This window comes from Mesorhizobium sp. M1428 (genome assembly GCF_040317515.1).
Taxonomy (GTDB): domain Bacteria; phylum Pseudomonadota; class Alphaproteobacteria; order Rhizobiales; family Rhizobiaceae; genus Mesorhizobium.
The window spans coordinates 149,826-172,358 of record NZ_JAMYKT010000011.1 but is presented as its reverse complement, the minus strand read 5'-3'; the positions used below and the strand labels follow the sequence as shown (position 1 = coordinate 172,358).

Below are 22,533 nucleotides of genomic sequence, written 5' to 3'. Positions count from 1 at the left end.
GTTCTTGGCTCGCCACCTACAGCAGCCCCGCCTGCTCGGCCTCTCTGCGCAAATTCTGGCGTGGCCTTGGGCCGATCTGCTGGATGACCAGGCCGGCCGCTAGCGAGCCGAGATCGCCGCACTGCTTCAGGCTGCGGCCTTGCGTGTAGCCGTAGAGGAAGCCGGCGGCGTAGAGGTCGCCGGCGCCGGTGGTGTCGACCAGCTCGCGGATCCTGGTGGCCTCGATGGTGACCGTCTCGTCGCCGCGCACGATCACCGAGCCCTTTTCCGAGCGGGTGACGGCGGCGATCTTGCAATCCTTGCGGATCTGCGCCAGCGCCTCGTCGAACGACGCGGTCTGGTAGAGCGACTTGATCTCGTGGCTGTTGGCAAAGACGATGTCGACGGTGCCGGAGCGCATCAACTCTAGGAATTCGTCGCGGTAGCGGTCGACGCAGAACGAGTCCGACAATGTCATCGACACTTCGCGCCCGGCGGCATGGGCGAGCTTCGCCGTCTGCCTGATCGCCTCCTTGGCGCGCGGCGGGTCCCACAGATAGCCCTCGAAATAGGTGACCGCGGCGCCCGACGCCTTGTCGGCCTCAACGTCCTCCGGGCCGAGCTCGACGCAAGCGCCGAGATAGGTGTTCATCGAGCGCTCGCCGTCCGGCGTGACGAAGATCATCGAGCGCGCCGTCGGTGGCTCGCCGCTGAGCGGCCTGGTGTCGAAGGCGACGCCCTGGGCATGGATGTCGTGCGCGTAGATTTCGCCGAGCGCGTCGTTCGAGACCTTGCCGAAGAAGGCGGCGCGGCCGCCGAAGGAGGCGACGCCCGCCGCCGTGTTGCCGGCGCTGCCGCCCGAGGCTTCGATGGCCGGGCCCATGCGGCTGTAGAGCAGTTCGGCGCGCCTCGTGTCGATCAAATTCATCGCGCCCTTGATGATGCCGTTCGTCTCCAGGAACGCCTCGTCGCACTGGGCGATGATGTCGACGATGGCATTCCCGATACAAAGCACGTCATAGTCCGGCATCAATTCATGTCTCCGCCAAAAGCCCACCGGCTTTCTGGCATGCCGGCCGCCGGCGGGTCTGGCCAGTGGGAATGGGCTTTCCGCTTGCCAATCGGTTCGCCCTCACGGGGCGGCAAGTCCTGCCTCGCGACGCAATTCGTCGGCCCTGTCTGTCTTCTCCCACGTGAAATCAGGCTCTTCACGGCCGAAATGGCCATAGGTCGCGGTCTTGCGGTAGATAGGGCGTAAGAGATCAAGCATCTTGATAATGCCCTTCGGTCTGAGATCGAACAACTCAAGAATGAGGCGCTCGATCCTTCTTTCCTCAACCCTCGCTGTTCCGAACGTGTTGACCATGACAGAAACCGGACTGGCCACGCCGATTGCGTAAGCAAGCTGCACCTCGCAGACGTCCGCAAGTCCGCTAGCGACGATATTCTTTGCGACATACCGGGCCGCATAGGCAGCGGAGCGGTCAACCTTGGACGGGTCCTTGCCCGAAAAGGCGCCGCCGCCGTGACGACCCATCCCACCATAGGAATCGACGATGATCTTGCGTCCAGTGAGACCGCAGTCGCCGCGCGGCCCGCCGACTACGAACCTCCCCGTCGGGTTGACCAGAATTCTGATGCCTTCCGTCTCCAGGTGGGTCGGCAGGACAGGCTTTATGATTTCCTCAATGACGCCCTCGCGGACCGTCTCTTGCGAGACCTGCTCGTCATGTTGGGTCGATACGACGATGGTATCCAGGGCGACCGGGCGCAACCCCTCATAGCGCACTGAGACTTGGGATTTCATGTCAGGACGCAACCAGCCAAGCTGTCGTGCTTTCCGGACATCTGCCTGTTGTTTCGTCAAGCGATGAGCGAGCTGGATCGGCAAAGGCATCAGAGTATCGGTTTCGCGGCATGCGTAGCCGAACATGAGGCCCTGATCTCCCGCTCCCTGTTGGAGGTCCTGCCCTCGTCCCTCGTCAACGCCCTGGCTGATGTCGGGCGACTGCTCGGTGAGTGCATGAACGACGGAGCAACGCCGGCCGTCAAAGCCGACGGCCTCGTTGTCGTATCCAATATCGAGAATCGTATCGCGCGCAACTTGGCTATAATCCACCTGCGCATCGCTGGTAATCTCGCCAGCCAGAACGACCATCCCTGATTTTACCAACGCTTCACAGGCGACGCGCGCCTTGGGATCGGTGCGGAGGATGGCATCGAGGATGGCATCCGAGATGTTGTCGGCCAACTTATCCGGGTGTCCCGCGCCAACCGATTCGGAAGAGAACACGAACTGCCTAGCCATGAAATGCCTCGCTTCGGGTGTTGGAGTTGTATGGGGCATTTTGCTTAGCCCACCTTACCTGTCGGTGAGGCCCGGGACCTCGAACGCAGCGCACAAGTCGGCAACGTCTCTTCGCACGCAGGCATGGAGATCTTCGTCTTCTGGCTCGCCGGAGGACGGAGTCCATGAAGCCAGCAATTTGCACGGTTTCCACATCGCGCAAGCCCATTGACGTCACTGCTGGCGCCCCCAGGCGAATTCCGCTTGTGACCGCAGGATGGCGCGGGTCGCCCGGCACCATATTAAAGCTCGTAATGATGCCTGCCTTCGCTAACCGCTTGGCATAAGCCTTGCCTGATAGTGGTCGATCGCGAAGATCAAGGATCAGCATGTGATTGTCAGTGCCCCCGGTGACCAGGTCATAACCTCGGTCCAGAAGCGCCTGGGCCAGAGCCTTGGCATTTTTGACAATCTGTTGGCCGTAACTGCGGAAGGACGGGTCCGCGGCTTCCCGCAAAGCGACGCTAGCGCCGCGATAACATTCATATGGGGGCCGCCTTGCAGTTGAGGGAAGACAGCGCGATCTATTCGTCTGGCGAGATTGTATTTGCCCTTCGAATGATACAGCGCTTGATAGCGATCTTCATTCCTTGACAAAATGAAGCCACCGCGGGGACCGCGGATCGACTTGTGAGACGTGCTGCTGACGACGTCGCAATGGGGTACGGGATTCGGATGCACTCCAGCGACAATCAGGCCACTGATGTGCGCGATGTCGGCCACGAGGTAGGAGTTCGCCTCCAGAGCGATTTCTGCCATTGCCGCGTAGTCGACGATACGGGGATAAGCAGTACCGCCAGCCCAAATGAGCCGAGGCCGTTCGCGTTTTGCTGTTTCGCGCAAACGGTCATAGTCAATTTGCTGCGTCTTTTCGTGCAGCCCATAGGGGACGCGCTTATAGTCTGTTCCGGAAAAATTGATGGCCCAACCATGAGTGAGGTGGCCCCCTTCCGGAATTGGCAAACCCATCACCTTGTCACCGGGGCTTAAAAGCGCTCGATAGACAGCCTGATTGGCCGGCGAGCCGGAATAAGGCTGGACGTTGGCGTGTTCGCTGCCGAATAACGTGTTCAAGCGCTCAATGGCGAGGTTCTCAAGCTCATCGACGATCTCGTTTCCCGCGTAGTAGCGCGCAGCGGGGTACCTCTCGGCGTACTTGTTCATGAAAATCGAACCGGTTGCTTCCAGCACGGCCGAGGAGGCAAAGTTCTCAGATGCGATCAGTTTGAGCGTCGTCCGCTCCTGCCGCTCCTGTCTTAGAAGCAGTTCGTGAACGCGGCAATCAACCGTCGCCAAGCGAGACCGTCCATAAGTGTCGGGCTGCGCGATGGCGCTGTCGGCGGAGTTGTCCATGGTAGCTTCGCGCTCCAATTGGATTGATCTATTTCACGGTCAAGCATGCGGTCCCCTTCGGCCGCGTGTCTCGTACCGCTTCGAGCCGTTGAAGGTCTCGTTTGTGATAGCCATCGCCGTGGGGCAGGAGATCAACCAACAATTGAACCAGCCCGCCGTCCTTACCTCCTGTTTTGAGATTGTACGAGCACCACGGACGTTGTTCGTTGCAGTAAAGAAAGTCGGCTCTGGCCAGCAGCCGGACGTGTCGTACAACGTGCTCACGACGCAGACCCAGAATCTCCGCTAGCTGGCAGACAGTTAGGTCCGCGTGCGCGCAAAGGCCTAGAATTCGAAGGCGATCTACATGCGCTGCCGTCCGTAGGCGACTGACCAGTGTCAGCATTGGTCAGGACCAAGCCACTTGGAAAGCCTGGGCACTCGTCCTACTGAATTTGTCATTTCGCGTTCTCCACAGATGTTGCAGCTTTCGAACCAAATAATATGGTTGCTTGTCCACCGACCGGACAATCTCGGTGGCCGTGAAGATACTGTTTTGAGCCGATATGGCTGTGTCGAACAAACAAGATGGGCGCTCTTCTTGCCATTGCCTTTAGCCGAAATTGCACGCAGTTCGGCGGGTCGGAGAATAAGCCACGGTTCGGACCCCACTGACTCAAACGTTGCAATAAGCCTACCATTCACAGCGAACCGGAGTTGCTAAGAGTCTATGAATTTCCTTGAAGGATCTGTTGCAACGTTTGCGCAGCCCGGTCTTGCTCCCGGCTTGCAGCGGTCAATCTCGTGCAGACTGACCGTGATGCAAAGATGACAAGGAAGGTTCGCTTTCAATCCGATCTTCTTCCTGGCCAAGTAGTTCGTAGTCTCATAACTGTGGCCTAGACAAAAGCTGGGCTAATCAGCGAGGTATGATGTCGTTAGCGTGGTTGGGCCACCAGCAGGTCGACGCCAAGATCGACACGCGCAATTTCCCGCGCTCCGAGAATGTCAGTGACTGCGCGCTCTTCCTCGGCGGTCTGGCTGCGCCGTCTAGAATCTGAATGCGTCTCGCGCCGACCCGTTCAGCAATGAGCTGTTCGGCTTGCCGCATTGACGGCGAAGCAAGCTCAAGTACGTTTTCGCGCATCTCACGCGCCGCCTCGCCGACTTCCGCAAAACGCTTCTCGGCGAACTGCTCCTTAAAGAGCGCAGCGAGATCATCAAATGTTTGAACTTTGGTGGGCTTGGGTTTCGAGCAAAATATCCAGTTGCCAGTCCAGGTTTATAGGCAAGGCTGTACGCTTTGTCGTCTGGCAAGGGCCCAATATCCCCTGGTGAGACGAAAATGGACTGCCGTGCTACGGTTGCTCCATTATAAGAGCGGTCGAAATCGCTGATGTTTGCAATACAAGGAGCCGCATAGAAGACGTTTGACGGATAGCGCGCCTCAAGCCGAAGAAGCAGTTCATGCTGACGCGACACATCCCTGCGCATCATCGCAATCCGAAAAAATGGTATCGACAAACCGGGCAATGTCCGCTCGCAATCTCAAACGCAGTTCCTCGCTTCATCAGCTCCGGAAGCTTTTACTGGAAAAACAGCGGAACCCCTGGGAAATTGATGCGGATGTCAAAGCCAGAATGCCCCTCCTGTATGAGGTTTGGAAAGACCGGCGCGCCTACAGGGTGACGATGACGGATAAGGTTTTCGGTGAAGGCATACCCAAATGAGAACTCCGTGTAGCCCGCCTTCATTCAATTCTGCTTTCGTGCTGAAGTTTATCCGGGGCTCTTTGCCTGCAGCCAAGCAGACCATATACAGAAAAAACTATGTATACTTGCGATAGTCTGAGCTTATCGATTCCTCGGATAGATATTTCAAAAAGCTCACCCACTCTTCTGGCTGCTAGAATGGGAATGGGAAGCTTCTGATTGATCTGGGTCGAGTTCCAGTTGATTTTGGTAAGCGACAAAACCTCCTGCGCTATCTCAGCGATTCCCGGCGCAGATCGCCGATAAGTTTCGGGCTTCGCGAACAGCGCCAGAGTGCGTAGCCGATATCTTCAACCGGGGCGGCGGCTTCTCCCTCGCCAGTGCCGAGCGCGATCATATGCGTTGCGCATTCGGCCAGCGCGCCGTCAAGGCGCCCCGCTTCCGTCGCGCTGCCGTAAAGGTCCAGGAACCACGCCAGCGAATAAGACCAGTCGGCAGGCAAGTCCTGCCCATTGTGATCCCTTGCGACGACGGCCACGACGGCGTTGCGGCCTTCGGGCGTGCGGGGCTCTATCCCAAGGATCGGGTATAATTTCGGGTGTCGGCTGCTGAAGGATACGCGCCGGCACGAGCGACAGTGCTTTCTCCAGCGAGGGAGGAAAATCCTCCAGTTCTTCGGCCAGTTCGGCAGCTTCTCTCCTTCGTCCCTCGCGGCGCGCTTCTACATATTCTGCCGCAACCACGGCAACGGTGCGCTGCGCCCGTTCAGCGGTGCTGGTGGCAATCAGCTCGGCCGGAATGTCACCATCCTTGATCGCCCAGTGCGTACGGTGCTGTTCGAACTGTTGAATGCCCAGCCGGTCCGCAATTCTCAACACCGCTGACCGGTCGAGAAAGGCATGTTTCGGATCGGGCTCGAAGGTGAAGGCCAGTTCGTGTCCGCGCCGAACGATATTGCGTATGCGGCTGTGCCGGACCACGCGCGCGTGCGGGCCTCCCGCCCCGACTTCGTACATCAAAAGCGCCGGGATTTCCTCCAGCCGGCGCAATGTTTCAGGGCGCGAGGTCGATAGCCTCGGCCTCGGCGCCGCTAGATTCCTTGAACCGGTCAATGGTTGACGTGAACGGCGGCGTTTCCCACCACTCGCCGTGGCCCGAGACAAGCAAGTTAAACATGGCACACCACCGACCTCACGCCGCCTTCTCCATAGACCACTTCACCCGTTCGGCGAGAAAGGCGGCGAACGTTTTCACATTCATATTGCCGCTCGCCTCCTCCAGCCCTGCGAGGTAGGCCTTCCGGTCATCGACTCTGACGACTGTCCAGGGGTAACCGCCTGAAGCCAGCATCGCGTTCATGAGGAACCGCGCTATTCGTCCGTTGCCGTCCGGATAGGGGTGCACATAGCCCACAAGCCAATGCCCCAGCACGGCACGCACGGAGGCCTCCTTCTCCGCCTCCAGCAGGTCGAACAGCTCATTCATACCATCGGCCACCGCTTCGGTACGCGGCGGCACGTGCTGCGAGCCGCGCAGGTACACAGGGTGATTGCGATATCCCGCAAGCGCGCTGGCTTTGAGGATGCCGGCGGTCACTGACGGCGCGAACAGCTCCCGGTACCACTCCCGGTGAGTGTCCCGCGTCAACGCGCCGGCTGGCTTGCCGTTGATGATCGCGGCAACAGAGTCTTTGACCTTCTGGAATGCGAGGTAGTAGCCACGCGCGGCAAGCGCATCTCGGTTCTTGCGGTCCTCTTCATCAATCTCCGGATTCCAGCTCCCCTCGCGCACCCGGTCGATGAGTTCCGGGGTGACGCTGTACCCTTCTATCGACAGCGAATGGTAGGCGTCGCTTTCGTAGATATCCTCGACGAACTTCATATAGGCGTCTTTGTCGGACGGCAGTCCGGGTGCCTTCGGGAATATCTCGATGATGGCTTCGCGCTGCGATTGCCAGATCGCGCGCAGGCGGGCGACCAACGGCGGTACGCCCGCCGCAATAGTTGTCAGTCCAATTTGTCCCGCGAACGGATCGGATTCGCGCACGTCATAGCCGGCGGCTTTGAAGGCGGCCACGATTTCATCGGCAAAAGAGTCGCGTCCTACGCGACGGAAGGCCCCCGCAAGCCGTCCCGCCACGGCGGAATGGCCGCCATCAAGCAGCAGGGCCAGAACGGTTGATACGTCGCGCACCGACGCCATGGCGATCTGCATCTCGATAGGGGCGCGCTGGAAGAACGCTTCCGGCACCCGGGTAAGGGCGGCCTCGACAGTGAACACGCGCTGGCCGTTTTTCTCTGTCAGTTCGGCCGGCATCTCCTTGACCTTGAGGTCATAGAGCGAAGTGCCGAACAGCAGGTCGATTTTGTTATTCGTGCCTTTGGGGGTGTTCACCACCACCTGAGGCGGAATAGTGGGCGCTTCCGCGTGCAGAAGCAGCGACTGCTCCGGTGAGAGGAACCAGTCCTTGCCGAACCGGTCATTGCAGTAAAGGGAGCAGAACTCCCAGAAGCTCGCGTACCAAGGGGTGGTGTCTTGCTGCCGTGCCTGCGGGCCGGTCGACATGAGCCAGCCTTTGATAACATCGCGCAGGAACCCGTTCTGCAGCAGCCGCTCCCGGTGGACGCGGGTCAGCTCATCTGATTTGAATATGCGCCGCCCACCCTCCTGCAGCTCTTTGAGGACGGCCAGTGATACAGCGAGTTTTTCATGGGGCTTGGCCATGGCCGTGCCTTTGCAACTTTTTAGAGCTGTGCGATTACAAGTATATAGTGCTGATAGGCGACAAGTCAATGATGCTGTGGAGTTGCAAGTTTTTTAAGTCGTGCGATAACAAGTTTTTTATGCGATAATCGGGAAATGCGATTGTTTCCATAGCCGCGCGAAGGATCGTTACCCGGATGGGCCGAGACCCAGCTCCCCCGCAGGCTACGCAGGGGCTCGGGGCGAGCCTAGAGCCTGGCCCTCCGAAGCGCTTCGAAGGAGGACGCGCCTCTTTGAAAAACTCGCCCGTTGTGCATCGTGGGTACCCGTAAACGCGAATTCTCAAAGGAAAGACGCTCCTTACCTCTCCCTCCCGCCACGATCATCACGGCCGCGCCCGCGCTCACTACGCCGCGACGCCCGCGAGATCGCTGCACGCATCTGATCGGCCACCAGACCGGGTTGCAGATGAAGGATGTCCGTGACGCTGTCGTGTGTTTGCACCGTCACCGCAGTGACGGCAAGGCAGCTGCGCACGCCCATGGAGGAGAGCGTCTCGATATCGCGCGCGATTCCGGCACCCCCACTGGACTCCGATCCGCCGACGACAAGTACATGCGATGCCTGCCTCAGCGCCCTTTCATCCGTTAGAATGAGCGTTCGAAACGCAGGATTCCGCCGACACTGCTCTTCTTGTTGGCGTTGGTCCAGTTCACGTTGGAAGCGTCCACCTTGCCGACGGCGAAGTTGCCGTAGCGGCCATAGTCGAGTTCCGCCGTAACTGTGAAATCTGGAAGAAACGCATAGGCGACGTTTGCAGCGACACCATGGTTCTTGAGCTGATCACCGGAGAGCTGAAGGTTGAACGAAGTTGTCTCGTTGAGCTTGTAAGTGGCGCCAGCCCAGAAAGCCCAGTTCCCGCCCCAACTCTTATAGAAGCCGCGACCATGAGCGTCGATGGCGTTCGTGGAGTCGTCGTTGAGCTTGCCGTTGGAACCGTAGCCGAGCATTCCGAACAGCAACAATTCGTTGGTGACATTGATGTCGACACGGACCTTGGCGGCCACCGATTCGTAGTTGCTATCATAAGCGGCAACGCCGGTGATCGCGCCCCAGCCATGTGTGTATTTCAAGCCGCCGACTACGTGCGGTGCGTAGCTGTCGATTGTGCCGACCACGCCCGAGCCTTCTTCGAGCGAAACCACGGCCGAAAAGCCGTTCCCGGCGTCGAAGTAGTACTGAACCACATTGGTATCGAGAGCGCCGTACGGAACCGGCGTCTGGTTGAGTACGTCACCCGCGCCGCCAATAAACATGTCGAAGGCCGACCAGTCCTTACCAACTCGGAGGCCACCAAGCTGAATCCAGGCGAAAGTCAAGGTGCTGTCTCCGTTGAAGGCATGGGACCGAGAACTGTCCGAAACCGAAGTGTGGCGGTTGCCGAAGTTCATGCGGGTTTCGGTGTAGGTCTTCAACGTGCCGAGTTCGGTCTCCTGGCCGGTCCAAGTTTTCAATGTGAAGCGCGTGTTGTTTTGCCATGTGCCCTGATGCTCACCAGTCCTCACATCCGAGGTTCTTGCGTGATCAACCAATCCGACATGGCCCAAGCCGACGTCGTAACGGACATAGCCGCCGATGCGCACGCAGGTCTCAGTGCCTGAAATGTAGACGTAGCCCGAGCCGTAGACGTCGCAGACTTTAACGTACTCAGTCGGGTCAGGCTCGGCAACGGCGGTCACGGCGCGAGCGTCGGAAACGGCAATCAGTGCCGCAGTTGAGCCGAGGAGGAGGCTCCTAATGTTCATTGTTGATCTCCGTTCAAAGAGTAAAAGGAATGGACGTCAGTGATGAACTCTTGCTAAGGAAACAGTCGATAACGATGCGCATTGAGTTGAACTTGAGCAGTTTTGATGCGCTCGTCACGCCAGATATTCATCAGAATTGGGAATATGATTTGGTGTTATTGTTACAAATATGCGATTGTTATTACAAATATAATAATCGCCGAAACGACGCCATCCAACATTTCTGTACAAATCATCCCCGTCATCTCCGCTAGTTGTGGGCGGGCCGTCACAAAGGCTTCTACTGCAAATGACGTGCCATCCTGACGACGCAGCTGCGGCTTGAAGCTCAAGTGTGCCGGCGGACCTTGGTTCGCTCTTCCTTCCTTTTTGCCTTGCGGATCAACCCAAGCACGAACGGCAAACGTTTCCGCTACGGTTCGTCTGTTCGCTTCGCGACAGTTTCGTTCAATCGGGACAGCTTTGTTTGCTGTGAGCCCCGACGTTCAGACATCATGCGGCGGCACCGCTCGGTACGACGCCGTCATTTTGGCGAGCGCGATGATCGGTAATCACGCGCTGAACGCGCAGCCTTGCCTCCACCACGGAGTCAGTAGGCGCGCCGGCCTTGGCATTGCGGCCGACCTGACGGTCGCGTCGAGCAGCCTCTCGTCCTGATAGACGGCGCGCCACAGCTAATGCTTCTTGCCAGCAATTCACACAACGAGCTCATCGAGATGCCAGAGATCACTATGGGGCTGCGCTAGCTGGCGAGCAAAGTCTGGTCCCAACGCCGTGTTATCTCGTTGGATGCGGCAGCCGCGCTCAGCAGAATCTACTCGACCAGGCGCAGGCTGAAGGGAAGGGATGGTGGAACCAAACGGTGCGCGTGAGGGTCGCGGCGGGAACAGCCATGGCCAGTCGCTGACGTCCAGCCAAGACTGAACGGCCGCTATTGCTGAGAAATACAAGTTTCGAGACCAAAGCGGAACGGACTGACATAGCGCAAAGACACAGGCGAGCGCAGCGGTAAGGTTGGTGGTTATCAGCATGGGACGGTAACTGTTGCACACCACGAAATATCGCGAGGCCGGCCTGCCTTGGTACACTATCTATCCGACTGTGTCGGAGTTCTCTGGGGCGGTCGGCGCCGAGGCTTATGAGGAATGGCTCAGGAACCTGCCGGCTGACCATCCGGTGTCGCTCTATTTCCACGTTCCGTTCTGCCGATCAGCTTGCTGGTATTGTGGCTTCCCCACCACCATCACCCGCCATGATGCGCCGATCCTCAACTATCTGGCGGCCCTGCGTGACGAGATCCGTTTGGTCTCGGAGCGAGCGCCGCAGACGCTGCCCGTGAGCGACATGCATTTCGGCGGCGGAACGCCGTCTCTCATAGGACCAGCCGAGTTCCTGGCTCTGATGGAGTTCCTGCGACGCCGCTTCGCTCTCACGAAAACAGCTACGGTTGCCGTCGAGATTGATCCGCGCACGTTCACGGCCGAGATGGCCGAGGCCTTAGGAGCAGCCGGCGTGAACCGTGTGAGTCTCGGCGTGCAGAGCTTCGATCCCATTGTTCAAAAAGCAATCAACCGGGTTCAGAGTGAGGCGCAGACGTCGGCTGCCGTGGAAATGCTGCGCCGGCATGGAGTAAGCCGCATCAACTTCGACCTCATCTTCGGTCTCCCGCATCAAACGGTGCAGTCCTGCGTCGACACCGCGAGGGCGGCGGTCGCAATGCGCCCCGACCGGCTTGCGGTGTTCGGCTATGCGCACATCCCGTCGCTTATAAAGAATCAGCGCCTCATCGAGGAGGCAGTTCTTCCGGGTAGCGCTGCCCGCGCCGAACAGTATGCGGCCGTGGCCGCGACGCTGATTGCCGCCGGCTACCGCGAGATCGGGCTCGACCATTTCGCCTTGCCGGACGACGAGCTCGCGCTGGCACAGAAAACGGGTCGCCTGCGGCGTAACTCGCTGGGCTACTCGGCCACCACCTGCAGAACCCTGATCGGTTTCGGCGCGTCGGCTATCGGCCGCGTCGGCGAGGGGTACGTCCAAAACGAAGTTACACGGGATTCCTACATCCAGCACATCGCAGCTGGCCGTCTGGCGACGTCAAAGGGCTATCGCCTCACCGACGACGACCGCGTGCGAGCCGCAATTATCGAGCGACTAATGTGCGATCTCGAGGCCGATGTGCAGGCAATCTGTGCCGCCCACGGATCTGATCCGATCCGTCTTCTCGATTCAGCTGAACGCTTGGCGATGCTGGCCGAGGACGGGATAGTGGACTTCGAAAACGGTTTTGTCCGCGTACGGCGGGAGCATCGCTTTGTAATTCGCGCTGTCGCTGCCGCGTTCGATGCTTTTCTCGATCGGGATGGCCGTAGGCATAGCCACAGGTGAGGGCAAGCATCCAACCGGAAGCTAAACTCGACGCCCTTGGCCGGGGCCTGTCATGAAGCGCGCGTCAAGGATGCGAAAAGCAGAGCTGATCCGCCTATTTCATCTCATCTTCAATGACATCGACCTCGTGGCTGCCACCGAGGCGTTTCCATATTGATCGTGGTAGGTGCGGGACATCTGGGTGTTCGCCCTCAGCGCATGAATATCCCCGCCATGTGAAGGGTCAGGAAATCGCGGTGGCTGCAATCAGCCCGTCCATCGATGACAGACCGCGGCCACGCCGCTTCGCGAGGCCCGTCAGGTCGCCCCAGGCCAGGGCAACCAGTTCGTCCACGGGCAGGACTCTCGGCTCGAAGCGCTGCGGCAGGTCCCGGGCGAGCCATCCGGCCAGTGCGTCACGTTTCCGACCTTTGTCCATGAGGGCAGCGCCGCGCCGGATCTCGGCGATCGACACAACGCTGATAAATGAGCGGTCTTCATCGAGCCCGTCCATCCATTCCAGCACGCGCGCGTCGGGGCTCGGCCTCGTCACCTCGGAGAGGACATTAGTGTCGAGCAAGAGCCTCACAATGGCAGACCATGCGGTTCATCGCGTAGCCGCTCGACGTCCAGTTCGGCGTTGCGCAGCGGCGATGCGCAGCGAGTGCCCAGAAAACAGCAGCCAGCTCCCCTTCCGGAAGATCGGAGCGGACGCCACGCAAAAAGCGCCAAATCCTTGGCGCCGGCGGTCTGTGTGTTGCGCGCTGGCGGCTTTGGTGTACTCCTGTGCCGTTTCGACGAGGCTTCCAGTCGGACCGGCAGGGGAGGAGGCTTTGGCGGCGCGGCCGGCACACGGCCCACCTCGAGGACGAGATCGACGATGTCGGGCAGATCCTCGGTCGCCTCACAAATCGGTGAGGTCGTCGGGACACCGTCTTCCACTTTTGTTGATCAGCCGCCTTCCTGGCCATGTTCCGAGACAATAAGGCGCCCGTGCGCCGCCGCCTCGATTAACCCAAGACGCGCAAGGATCTTTTGCCGGAGACAACGAGGTCACCATCCTGCGGTGCCGCGTTGCGTCACAGTCGGCATGAGATGTGCAAAGTGGACCGTCGTCAAACGTCAAACAGAGGCGTTGGTGACTGGACTGAACGACCAGAGCGGGCTGCTTGCGCCCTTTCGGACTTCACAAAGTTCGAAAATGGCGTCGTTTCAGGGCATAATCGCCGCTTGTCAAAATGTTTGCGACAAGTCCGGTGAAAGCCTACCGAGTATCTTGTGCTTGGGGGGCGGTTAGTTCCGATAAACTAAACGGCATACACATGCTAATCTATTTGATTTACGGGCCGACCTGCAGCGGCAAAACAGACGCGGCAATCCAAATTGCACGAGAGACCGGATGGCCGGTCATTGCGCTGGATCGTGTACAATGCTGTCCTCAAATCGCCACCGGCAGCGGGCGTCCCTCGGATTCCGAACTGCAATCTACCCAGCGGATCTACTTGGATTCGCGCCCGCTAACCGCGGGCATCATCGACGCCGAGACCGCCCATCGTAAGCTGATAATGCAAGTGGATGAGCGTAGTTCCCAGCCGGGGCTCATCCTCGAAGGCGGTTCGATCTCCCTTCTCAATTTAATGGCGCGAAGTCAGCATTGGGATGGCGCTTTTCGGTGGCATGTAAGGCGGTTGCGGCTCGGCAACTCGGACGCCTTTCTGGAGAGAGCCAAGCGTCGGGTCACAGACATGTTTGTCACAAGAGAAGGACAACCTTCATTGCTGCAGGAACTTGCGGATCAGTGGAAGGAAGATGCAGTCCGTCCCACTTTGGAAGACGTTGACGGATATCGTTGCGCCATTCATTTTGCGAGAGAGCACAGCTTGGCAATCAGCGAAATGCCGTGCCTTCGCAAAGAGCTCCAACAAGATCTTGTAGAGGCGATTGCGAGAGAATATCTCGAATATGCGCGTTGGCAAGAACGCGACTTTCCAGAATGGCAAACTGAGTGAGCAAGCCTCCCCGGACCTCGCCTGCGATGCGGGCACGGTAGCTCCTGAGAATTGCGCTAAGTGGTTTGCTGAAGCAAGCTAGTGCCAGGCGACATTAGGTCCGTGTGGCAGCGGAAGGATTGCTTTCGCCACGGTGACTGCGGAGGAGGCGACATGGCTGCACTGCTCATTTCAGGCATGGGACGGAATGTACCGATGACAAAGTGCTGCGCGCTTCGTAGCGACCGCTACCGTGGCTGACTCGCGAACTACTATCCGCCAGCCCAGTCTGTGGCGTCGTCTCGGCTTTCATCGCCACCGCCTTCGCCCAGGAAACGCCCGAGGCCGCAAGCGTCGCCGTGGCAGTGCGGCACCCGGCAAGATGGGTGGTCATCGGACCTATCTGATCGACGGGGAGCACCGTGCTTTCGTCCTGGGCGAGGTTGAGCGAGATGCCAACATGACGCTTCATCAATTGACGGCGGCACTGGCTGAACGTGGTCTCCTGCGAGCGTCGGTCGCTTCCTGCACCGCGAGGGCAAGAGCTTCAAAAAAACCGTTCTGCCGGCCGAGCAGCTCAAGCCAAAGCTGATGCGCGGGCGTGCGCAATGGATGCGCTATCAGACCCGCATTGACCCTACGCGCCTGGTCTCCCTGGATGAAACATGGGTCAAGACCAACATGGCGCCGTTGCGCGGCTGGGGTGTGCGCGGCAAGCGGCTGATGGCCCACGCACCATATGGCCATTGGAAGACGATGACCTTCATCACCGCGCTGCGGCATGATCGGGTGGAGGCGCCTTGGGTCATTGACGGACCCATCAATACGCAGGCCTTTCGCGTCTATGTCGAAACCGAACTCAACAAAACACTGAAGCCGGGCGATATCGTCATTCTCGACAATCCCGGTTCTCACAAGGGCCAAGCCGTCCGCGACATCGTCAGGGCTGCTGGCGCAAGGCGGGTCAAGCCCGCGAGAGCGGTAATTTTGTTCCGGCTATCACCCTCTCGTCGAGAACGGCGTGACGGAAGCGATAAAGTTGCGCCGGCCGGCCGCCGGTTTCCGCGGTTGTCTCACCGGTCTCCTCGACCAGCTCCTGCTGCTCGATCAGCCGGCGAAAGTTCGGCTTACGCACGAGCCTGCCGGCAAGCGCCTCCACGGTGCGCTGCAGCTGCAAAAGCGTGAAGACCGGCGGCATCAGTTCGAATACGACCGGCCGGTATTTGATCTTGGAGCGCAGCCGCGCAATGCCGGTCGCCAGGATGCGACGATGATCGGCGATCATCGATCTGCCCGACACCGAGGTGGGCGCAGCGGAATGTCCGGCGCGTATTGCTTCCTCCACCAGGGCGGCTTCGTAGAGCAGCTCATAACGTTGAAGCGCGAGTTCCTCGTTCCAATGGCGGTCGTCAAAGCCGAAGGCGATCGCCGCCCGCCGTCGTCGGTCGAGGCGTGTCGTACCGTCGTCAGTGCCATCCGCCCATTCCATCAGGCGCGGCCGCAATTCGTCCAACACGACCGCCGGTGTGCCGGAGCGGTGATCCTCCCACGGGAAATAGTCGTACCAGCTTCCCCAGTGCCCGGCCGGGTCGCCAGCTTCGTCTTGGTGGGTGAGCGCCAGATAGCTGATAGAGACCACGCGGTCGTCAGCGCCAACCCTGTCGCGATCGGCGAAGGTGTAGAGCTGTTCGATATAGCCGAGCGGCTGGCCGGTCTGTTGTTCCACCCATCCCCTGAGGCCCGACTGCAGCGAACGGTGAGCAAGCTCGAACGGGCCGGAGGGCAGGGCGTTTGCCTGCGGGATGGTCAGAACGCAGGGGGCGCTGCTGTCCATGGCGACCACAACGGCGATCAAGTCCGCATTGACGTCGTTGGCCTTGCCTCCAGCTCCGCCTTTCCTAATCCCTTTTGCGCGATCGTCCATGGTCCCCGACGTCGTTGAGCAGAGCCCTGCCGCGTAGGCGGCTGAACCGATTGAATTCCGTTTTTGTCTGATAATTGTCGGCGCGTCAACACCACCCGTCGTGGCGACTTTAGCTCTTCGCAGCTGCACAAAAAGTGCCAACGCGACATCCGTGCTTGGGGAAGGAGGCCGTTGTTCTCGTCGGCGACAGCGCGGCATGGTTCTCCACGGCTTGGCGTCGACGCCGGGCGTGACGCTGGAGATGATGATCATGCACGGTCAGGCCTGCCCCGTGGCTGGAGCCGGCGCAAATGGTCGTCGACCCGCCGTTCGGTTCCTTTTGAAGAAACCCGGAGCAGGCTTTCCGCAATGCCTGATAAAGCCCTTCCAGTGCGCCCGCGCCAGCATCATCGCACTCTCACTCCAACACAACCTATGCGAGTCAGTAAATCGACTCGGCGGCACTATTGTTTCAGGGGAAATGAATCTAGTTTCAAAGGGTTCGGCCGATAGGCCGGGCACAGCTGCGGTCTTCACGGCCTTTTTGACATAAACGCGTCGCCCGATTGAGATTATCTTGACGGTAGCGCAGTGCGCCATCCATGCCAGTCGAGATGATCATGGGCAAATATCGAGACCATCGCGAGCCACGCCGGCATCGCTATGACGATGACCCCGTTTCCTTTTCGGAACGGACTTCCGAGCCAAGCTATTTTCAGCGCCCGCCGACCGTGGTGGCAGATCCTGTCGATGCGGAGGTATTGTGGTTCACAGTCAGCAAGGGTTTTGGCTTCGTCAAACTGTCGGACGGCACGGAGGCCTATCTGCACGTGCGAGTGTTAGAGGCGGCCGGAAGCCGGGATGTTGCCGCGGGAACGCCTCTCAAGATCACGGTCGAAAAAAGTCCAAAAGGTCATCAAGTCGCGCAGGTGCTGGAGATCGGCGATCACCGCGCGAAAACTCCGTCACATACGCGCGTCGCTGGAGGGACCTTCGTTGAAACCGGTGCGCAGCTGGAGAGCGGGGGCACGGTCAAGTGGTACAAACCCGAAAAGGGCTTCGGCTTCATTGCTCCTGACAACGGTGAGAAGGACGTCTTCGTTCATGCCAGCGCCCTGACGCGCTCAGGGCTCAGCGTGCTGGTAGCGGGACAGAAGGTGTTTGTCGAATGCGGGCAAGGCAAGAAAGGCTGGGAAGTCCGGAGCATTCGCCTTGCCTAGACGGCGATGCATTGCTCGCCTCGACGGAGATGCCGGAGAGCGTCGGGCGGCCGCCCGAGCCCGCGTAGCAGAAACCGACATTGTCGAAGCGCAGCACGCCGTCGGTGACGACGAGATCCCTGGCGCCCGCCGCGTCCTCGATGTCAAGTTCGGCGTCGAGCAACTCGAAGAGCCGCGTGCCGCAGGTCGAGGCGCGCGCGAACGAGTTGACCATCAATCCGAGCTAGCGCACCGGCATCTGCAGAATGGTCATGAAGGTGAGCAACAGGGCCAGCGTGCCGACGCTGATTTGACCTGCGATCACTTTCTGGCCACCGAGACCAGGCCCATGGCGGTCAGGAACGAGAAATTCATGGCGCTGGTGTTGCCGACACGGATGTCGACGCGCTCATTGGCGAGATCAAGGCGCGTCCTGCTTGGCGCCGTCGAACTTTTCCAGCTCGTGCGGCTGCGCGGCGAAGGCACGCACGACACGGATGCCGCCGAGATTCTCATCCATCACCCGGATCTTTAACGATCGCTGATGCCCAGATATGGGAAGGTCAGGCTTCAATGACGGGGAAGGTGAAGGATTGACTGGTCGGGTTTCCGGGCCGAGCTTGTCGGGCGCTCAATGGAAAGCGTCATTTGAGGCGCTTCCTCTCCCGCGTGTAACTGGAAGACACGCTCGTCCAGTTCCTTGTCTACTTCCGTGAGACGATGATTGAGGCGAAGGTAGTCGGTCCAGGTCGGCGTGCGGAACGTTTCTGTCCACTGCATAGGCTTCTGAAGGTTGCGCTGGAGCGTCCAGTTCCGAGCACCGACGCGGCTGTGTACATGACGCCGCTGCCGCATGAGGTCGAGGAAGGCCTCGACATTTCTCTCGGCTATCAGATATTCGATCTTGACCACGATCGGGCCGCTTCTCGGCTTCAAACTGAGAGCGACAGCTGGGGCGTCGAATTCCTCCAAAGGATCGGGCTCGGACTCGCGGCGCTCGCGAAGAGGAAACAGAACGCCGGCTGCAGCAACGAGCAGCAGGGCCGCAGCGGAACCCTCTAGCGCCCAGGTCAGCGAATGGTTCTGGGAAACGGTGCCCCAGACCCAGCTGCCGGCCGCTATGCCGCCGTCTATCAATGCATAGTAGATGGAGATCGTGCGCCCCACGACCCAGCGCGGGCTTGCCAGCTGCACGCTCACGCCAACCCCGGACCAGGCAGTGACCCAGCCTGCGCCGCCCAAAGCAAGTGCAATTGCCGCCACGCCGATCGAAGAGGTAAGCGCCAGGGAGAGGGAGCACGCCGCGCAGGCGACGCAGGAGAGCCTCATCAGCTGTTCTTGCGACAAGCTCCGTCTGAACAGGCTGTTGGAGAGGCCGGCGAAGACCGCGCCTGTTCCGAAACCTGCCATGAGCGTGCCATAGGCGAGCGGGCCTCCTCCCAACTGGTCGCGGACAATCAGCGGCAGCAGCGCGAGTATGGCGATGCTCGCCAGGCCAAAGAGGGTTCCGCGTGCGATCGCCGCTTTGATTTCCGATGACATCGCCGTGAAGCGCAGCCCGTCATAGATGGCCCTCCTCATCGACTCGCGCGGAAGAGGCGACGAGCGGACCTTCCACTTGCAGCGCCATATGGTGGCCAAGGGTACCAAATAGGTGAGGGTGGTCACGGTAAAAGCGGCCAAAAGCCCGAAGGAGGCAACCACGATGCCGCCGAGCGCCGGGCCCACGGTCCGTACGGTGTTGAAGCCAACGGAAAGCAGGGTAACGGCAGCGGGAACATCGCGCCGGTCCACCATATCGCCAACCGACGCCTGCCAGGCGGGATCGTTGAGAGCGCCGCCGCATGCGATTAAAAAGCTGAAGCCGAGAATCATCCATGGGTCGAGAAAGCCCAGCGCTACAACAGCGGTCAGCATCGCAGATGCTATCACCATAAGGCAGCGGCCCGCGAACATAACCCTGCGACGGCTGAAATTGTCAGCGAGAACCCCGGCGAACACGGACAAAATGAAAGCGGGCAGGTTCGATGAAGCCTGCACCAGCGCAACCATCAGATCGAAAGTCGAGATGGTAGCCATCAGCCAACTGATGGCAACAGTCTGCATCAACCAGCCGAGGCTCGAGACTTGCGTGGCGAGCCAGATCGAACGAAAGGTGGGCTGCAAAAGTGGCGCAAAGGTCGTTGGTGCAGCCAAATCATCATTTGATCCAGCCACCCTACTCATTTTGCCAACCTTTGCTTTGCGTTATTGCCGTTTCCCATGTAATCTAGGCTGAACCGTGGCGGCTAGAAGAATAGAGAGAAACTGTTTGCCTTGCGGCACAGTTCCTCGTGATTAAGGGTTGCGGCCGAGACGCATGCCCGAGCCGGCTCACCCCGCCTTCGAAGACATCACGGGGTGGAGCCCGGATTCTTGCTTGTCGTTTGACGCAGCATGCTTCATCAACGGGCACTTTGCCGAGCGATGCCTTTTCGCGAAACGCGACGATGTTCTTTCGTCGGAAACTCTCTCCAACGGCGTTCGATGCGCTGAGTCTGGCTTGGGGCGAGGTGAGGGCTTGCAGATCTTAGACAGGATTGATTCCTGATAAACGCAGACGGTTGCCGGGCCGCGATCGAAGAGGCGCGCGCGTTGCTGCTTCAGCTTGAACAAAAGTCTGACGCGCTCACACATGCCATCGACGACTTTCTGCTCGATCTGATGAGGCTGGCTTTCATTGTTGAATGTTATGGACGCGGCTTTGAACTTTTGGCGCGAACGCTTGCCCGTAGAAGACTGGCAAAGGTCAGGCTTTTGTCGGGGGCGGTGGACTCCGCCAGGGGAGAAATGACACCCAAAGCCGGATGGCTGAAGCGATGGTCGCCCCGCGTTCCGCACAGTGACGAAGGTAACGGTACGGCTCTTCGGCAGATGGCGCATCCTCATGGTAGCGTCTGGCCGTTCCCTCTGATGCCTCGGCCTCCCACACCTATCCGAACAGGCCCGATCCTGGAGGGTCCTCGAAGCGGGCATGAGGGCGATAGGCCGTGTGGTCGGGGTACCAAGCCTAGGCGCGGTATTGGGCTGGAAATTGGCGATGCGCGACGAAGAAGTCCGAGATCAACTCGTGCAATGGCAATTCCTAACACCGTGGACGTGTTGGAGCAGCCTCATCCTCCTAGTCAGGAACGTCATCAAGGTTATAGGATTGATGCGCGGCGAACCCTCGGAACTCAGGATCATGTTGACATCGCTGTTCGACAGAGCCGACTTGGCGCAAGGAAGCCACATCGTTTCGGAATTGCTTATCGCATGGTCTATCGTCGGCCTAGTCAAACCCTTGGCGCGGCGAGGAAGCCACCGGTCGTCGGCGTGATGCATGACGGGAGTCGGCGGCGCCTCACCATAGGCGAAATGCAGGAACCAAAGTAAAGGACCACCTGCATGGAATTGCGAACCGCGTCCTCGGCGTCTGAGCCGCGACCCTTGCCAAGGATCATTCAACCCGCGACGTAGAGCTTCAAGCCAGCCTTGGACATGCGAACCGCGCTACCATCGTTGCAGAGGAGCGGTCCACCAGATGGTTCCATTTGTAGTCCGCGCCTTTGGTCGACATAGCGGACTGGCTCTGGCCACCGGCAAGGTTGAAGAGTGTTCCGTTGTTGCAGTCGTACTTGGCCTACGTGAACCAGATGCCTGAGCACGCGGTCGCGTTTCAGGGTTGATCTACTCGTAAAAAGGAATTGTCTTAGGCGGAAGGCCGCACTTAATACCGCTATCCTATTGGCGCCCCATCGGGTTCCCGGATTGAGCAAGTCCGGATCACTATTTTATGCCGCTGCCAGCGTTGTGTCGGCCATGTGCACGCGCGCTGCCGCTGCCAGCAGGTCGGTCTGGGTGATCAGCCCAATAATGCGTCGCTCGGTATCGATGATGACCACGGCATGGCTGCGGCCGTCGGTGAGCACCGGCAGCAGGCTCATCGCCGGCGTATCGGGAGAGGCGGTGCTAGCCTTCGACATCACAGCCCTCACCGTGTCGGTCGCCTTCGTCAGCTCGCGCAGGCCAACTACACCGACCAGCCCGCCCTCGGCGTCGGTCACCGGCAGCGTCCGGATGTTGTGATCGAGCAGCAAATGACGCGCGTGGTCGGCGGCGCATGTTCATCGACCGAAATCACATCGCGCGACATGATGTCCTCGCACAGCAGGGTCCGGTGGGAGCGCACCATCGCCTGCAACTCGACCTGCCGTAGCAGCCGCTCAAGATCGTTGCGGTCGATATCGAAGGTTTCCTCCAGCGCGCCGAGCGCGGCATCGATATCCTCGGGCTGGAAGCCGACCCGCTCCCGCGCGGGCGGATCGATGGTTCCATGCGCGCTTTTAAGGGCGGGGGCCGCCACATGCGGATAGTTGCGCCGCGACATTTTATGGATGCCGTAGCCGAGTGCGACCAGCACGATCGAGTTCAGCGCTACCGGAACGAAGGGAAACAGCAAGCCCGAGCTGAAGACGGCCGGTCCGCCGAACACCGCAGTTAAGGCGGCGGCGCCACCCGGCGGATGCAGGCAGCGCGTGAACGACATGGCGGCGATGGCCAGCGCCACCGCAATGCCGGTAGCAAGAACGGGTTCATGCACGAAATGCGCCACGGTCACCCCGACCAGCGCCGAAATCGTATTGCCACCGATAATCGACCAAGGTTGCGCCAGCGGGCTTGAAGGCACGGCAAAGAGCAGCACGGCCGATGCTCCCATTGGAGCAACCAGCAGTGCGACATGTGGGCCAGACCCGTTCGCCAGCGCACTGATCACGCCAGTCAATGCGATGCCGATCATGGCCCCGATGCAGGCGAGCAGCCGCTCGCGCAGCGTTGCACCGGCAAGGATCGGAACAAAGAGACGAAACGCCATGGCATACCCTTGGGCGAGTGGTCGGAACTCCGCGCTCCGCAATGCAGGCAAAGCCACAGATTTGGAAGTTAAGCCAATTCGGAAAGTCGGCTCACGGGGGAAAACTTTTGCGCGAAGCGGCCATTGCCAAATGGGTGCAGACATTTTGATCAGCCAGAGGAGGCGGACGGCACGCTGATCCGCTCGAGCGCAGCTAGAGGCCAAGGGCTGCCGTGCCGCGGGCAGCCGGAAATGGGGATGGTCGGAGGTCGAGCTGGGATGGACACTAAGGAATTCAGAGGCTTCGAAAAGCGTGCTGACAATGTCG

General features: G+C 59.7%; 11 protein-coding genes and 7 pseudogenes. 5 read left to right on the top strand and 13 right to left on the bottom strand.

Annotated elements, in window-relative coordinates; translation table 11 throughout:
- Positions 1–16 precede the first annotated feature (16 nt).
- The 7 genes and pseudogenes from NKG60_RS17810 to NKG60_RS17780 form a co-directional block, all read right to left on the bottom strand.
- Positions 17–1,009: an adenosine kinase gene (locus NKG60_RS17810; RefSeq protein WP_352975268.1), complete on the bottom strand. Its 993-nt coding sequence runs from the start codon at positions 1,007–1,009 to the stop codon at positions 17–19.
- A 102-nt stretch (positions 1,010–1,111) separates the two neighbouring features.
- Positions 1,112–2,287 (bottom strand): methionine adenosyltransferase, encoded by a 1,176-nt coding sequence (gene metK, locus NKG60_RS17805; protein ID WP_352542141.1) that lies wholly within the window; start codon positions 2,285–2,287, stop codon positions 1,112–1,114.
- 54 nt (positions 2,288–2,341) lie between these two features.
- Positions 2,342–3,679: pseudogene (gene glyA, locus NKG60_RS17800) on the bottom strand (serine hydroxymethyltransferase).
- 2,116 nt (positions 3,680–5,795) lie between these two features.
- Positions 5,796–6,386: a hypothetical protein gene (locus NKG60_RS17795; protein WP_352975267.1), complete on the bottom strand. Its 591-nt coding sequence runs from the start codon at positions 6,384–6,386 to the stop codon at positions 5,796–5,798.
- Between the two features lie 175 nt (positions 6,387–6,561).
- Positions 6,562–8,094, bottom strand: coding sequence for a Fic family protein (locus NKG60_RS17790; RefSeq protein WP_352973269.1), 1,533 nt, complete (start codon positions 8,092–8,094; stop codon positions 6,562–6,564).
- 402 nt (positions 8,095–8,496) lie between these two features.
- Positions 8,497–8,706, bottom strand: a pseudogene (locus tag NKG60_RS17785) (bifunctional hydroxymethylpyrimidine kinase/phosphomethylpyrimidine kinase); the annotation flags it as partial.
- A gap of 14 nt (positions 8,707–8,720) precedes the next feature.
- Positions 8,721–9,878: a porin gene (locus NKG60_RS17780; protein ID WP_352975266.1), complete on the bottom strand. Its 1,158-nt coding sequence runs from the start codon at positions 9,876–9,878 to the stop codon at positions 8,721–8,723.
- Positions 9,879–10,922: 1,044 nt separating this feature from the next.
- Here NKG60_RS17780 and hemN point away from each other — a divergent pair.
- Entirely contained in the window at positions 10,923–12,263 is a 1,341-nt protein-coding gene (hemN, locus tag NKG60_RS17775; RefSeq protein WP_352975265.1) for an oxygen-independent coproporphyrinogen III oxidase, read from the top strand.
- Between the two features lie 226 nt (positions 12,264–12,489).
- Here hemN and NKG60_RS17770 read toward each other — a convergent pair.
- Positions 12,490–12,831: pseudogene (locus tag NKG60_RS17770) on the bottom strand (PIN domain-containing protein); the annotation flags it as partial.
- Positions 12,832–13,564: 733 nt separating this feature from the next.
- On the opposite strand from NKG60_RS17770, the gene NKG60_RS17765 reads away from it, so the two are divergent.
- Positions 13,565–14,251 carry an isopentenyl transferase family protein gene (locus tag NKG60_RS17765; RefSeq protein ID WP_352474847.1) on the top strand — a complete coding sequence of 229 codons (687 nt, stop codon included), beginning with the start codon at positions 13,565–13,567 and terminating at the stop codon, positions 14,249–14,251.
- Between the two features lie 166 nt (positions 14,252–14,417).
- On the opposite strand, the gene NKG60_RS17760 is transcribed toward NKG60_RS17765, so the two are convergent.
- A complete protein-coding gene (locus NKG60_RS17760; RefSeq protein WP_352452632.1) occupies positions 14,418–14,702 on the bottom strand; it encodes a hypothetical protein in 285 nt (94 codons plus the stop codon).
- 209 nt (positions 14,703–14,911) lie between these two features.
- On the opposite strand from NKG60_RS17760, the pseudogene NKG60_RS17755 reads away from it, so the two are divergent.
- A pseudogene (locus NKG60_RS17755) lies at positions 14,912–15,187 on the top strand (transposase); the annotation flags it as partial.
- Between the two features lie 7 nt (positions 15,188–15,194).
- On the opposite strand, the gene NKG60_RS17750 reads toward NKG60_RS17755, so the two are convergent.
- Positions 15,195–16,154 carry an NUDIX hydrolase gene (locus tag NKG60_RS17750; RefSeq protein ID WP_352975264.1) on the bottom strand — a complete coding sequence of 320 codons (960 nt, stop codon included), beginning with the start codon at positions 16,152–16,154 and terminating at the stop codon, positions 15,195–15,197.
- Between the two features lie 170 nt (positions 16,155–16,324).
- On the opposite strand from NKG60_RS17750, the pseudogene NKG60_RS17745 reads away from it, so the two are divergent.
- A pseudogene (locus tag NKG60_RS17745) lies at positions 16,325–16,474 on the top strand (3-methyl-2-oxobutanoate hydroxymethyltransferase); the annotation flags it as partial.
- A gap of 279 nt (positions 16,475–16,753) precedes the next feature.
- The gene (locus NKG60_RS17740; protein WP_352975262.1) at positions 16,754–17,353 is read left to right on the top strand and encodes a cold-shock protein; all 600 of its coding nucleotides are present in this window, start codon (positions 16,754–16,756) and stop codon (positions 17,351–17,353) included.
- On the opposite strand, the pseudogene NKG60_RS17735 reads toward NKG60_RS17740, so the two are convergent.
- From NKG60_RS17735 to NKG60_RS17725, 3 genes and pseudogenes are all read right to left on the bottom strand, one after another.
- A pseudogene (locus NKG60_RS17735) lies at positions 17,328–17,870 on the bottom strand (ABC transporter transmembrane domain-containing protein); the annotation flags it as partial. The gene NKG60_RS17740 and the pseudogene NKG60_RS17735 overlap by 26 nt on opposite strands.
- A 32-nt stretch (positions 17,871–17,902) precedes the next feature.
- Positions 17,903–19,558 (bottom strand): MFS transporter, encoded by a 1,656-nt coding sequence (locus NKG60_RS17730; protein WP_352975261.1) that lies wholly within the window; start codon positions 19,556–19,558, stop codon positions 17,903–17,905.
- Positions 19,559–21,144: 1,586 nt separating this feature from the next.
- Positions 21,145–22,226 (bottom strand): annotated as a pseudogene (locus NKG60_RS17725) (HPP family protein).
- Positions 22,227–22,533 lie beyond the last annotated feature (307 nt).

What these genes read in the sequence shown, in the direction of transcription:
- NKG60_RS17810 (WP_352975268.1), bottom strand. Translation starts at nt 1,009, where the DNA reads ATGCCGGACTATGACGTGCTTTGTATCGGGAATGCCATCGTCGACATC.
- metK (WP_352542141.1), bottom strand. Translation starts at nt 2,287, where the DNA reads ATGGCTAGGCAGTTCGTGTTCTCTTCCGAATCGGTTGGCGCGGGACAC.
- NKG60_RS17795 (WP_352975267.1), bottom strand. Translation starts at nt 6,386, where the DNA reads ATGTACGAAGTCGGGGCGGGAGGCCCGCACGCGCGCGTGGTCCGGCAC.
- NKG60_RS17790 (WP_352973269.1), bottom strand. Translation starts at nt 8,094, where the DNA reads ATGGCCAAGCCCCATGAAAAACTCGCTGTATCACTGGCCGTCCTCAAA.
- NKG60_RS17780 (WP_352975266.1), bottom strand. Translation starts at nt 9,878, where the DNA reads ATGAACATTAGGAGCCTCCTCCTCGGCTCAACTGCGGCACTGATTGCC.
- NKG60_RS17765 (WP_352474847.1), top strand. Translation starts at nt 13,565, where the DNA reads ATGCTAATCTATTTGATTTACGGGCCGACCTGCAGCGGCAAAACAGAC.
- NKG60_RS17760 (WP_352452632.1), bottom strand. Translation starts at nt 14,702, where the DNA reads ATGAAGCGTCATGTTGGCATCTCGCTCAACCTCGCCCAGGACGAAAGC.
- NKG60_RS17750 (WP_352975264.1), bottom strand. Translation starts at nt 16,154, where the DNA reads ATGGACGATCGCGCAAAAGGGATTAGGAAAGGCGGAGCTGGAGGCAAG.
- NKG60_RS17740 (WP_352975262.1), top strand. Translation starts at nt 16,754, where the DNA reads ATGGGCAAATATCGAGACCATCGCGAGCCACGCCGGCATCGCTATGAC.
- NKG60_RS17730 (WP_352975261.1), bottom strand. Translation starts at nt 19,558, where the DNA reads ATGAGTAGGGTGGCTGGATCAAATGATGATTTGGCTGCACCAACGACC.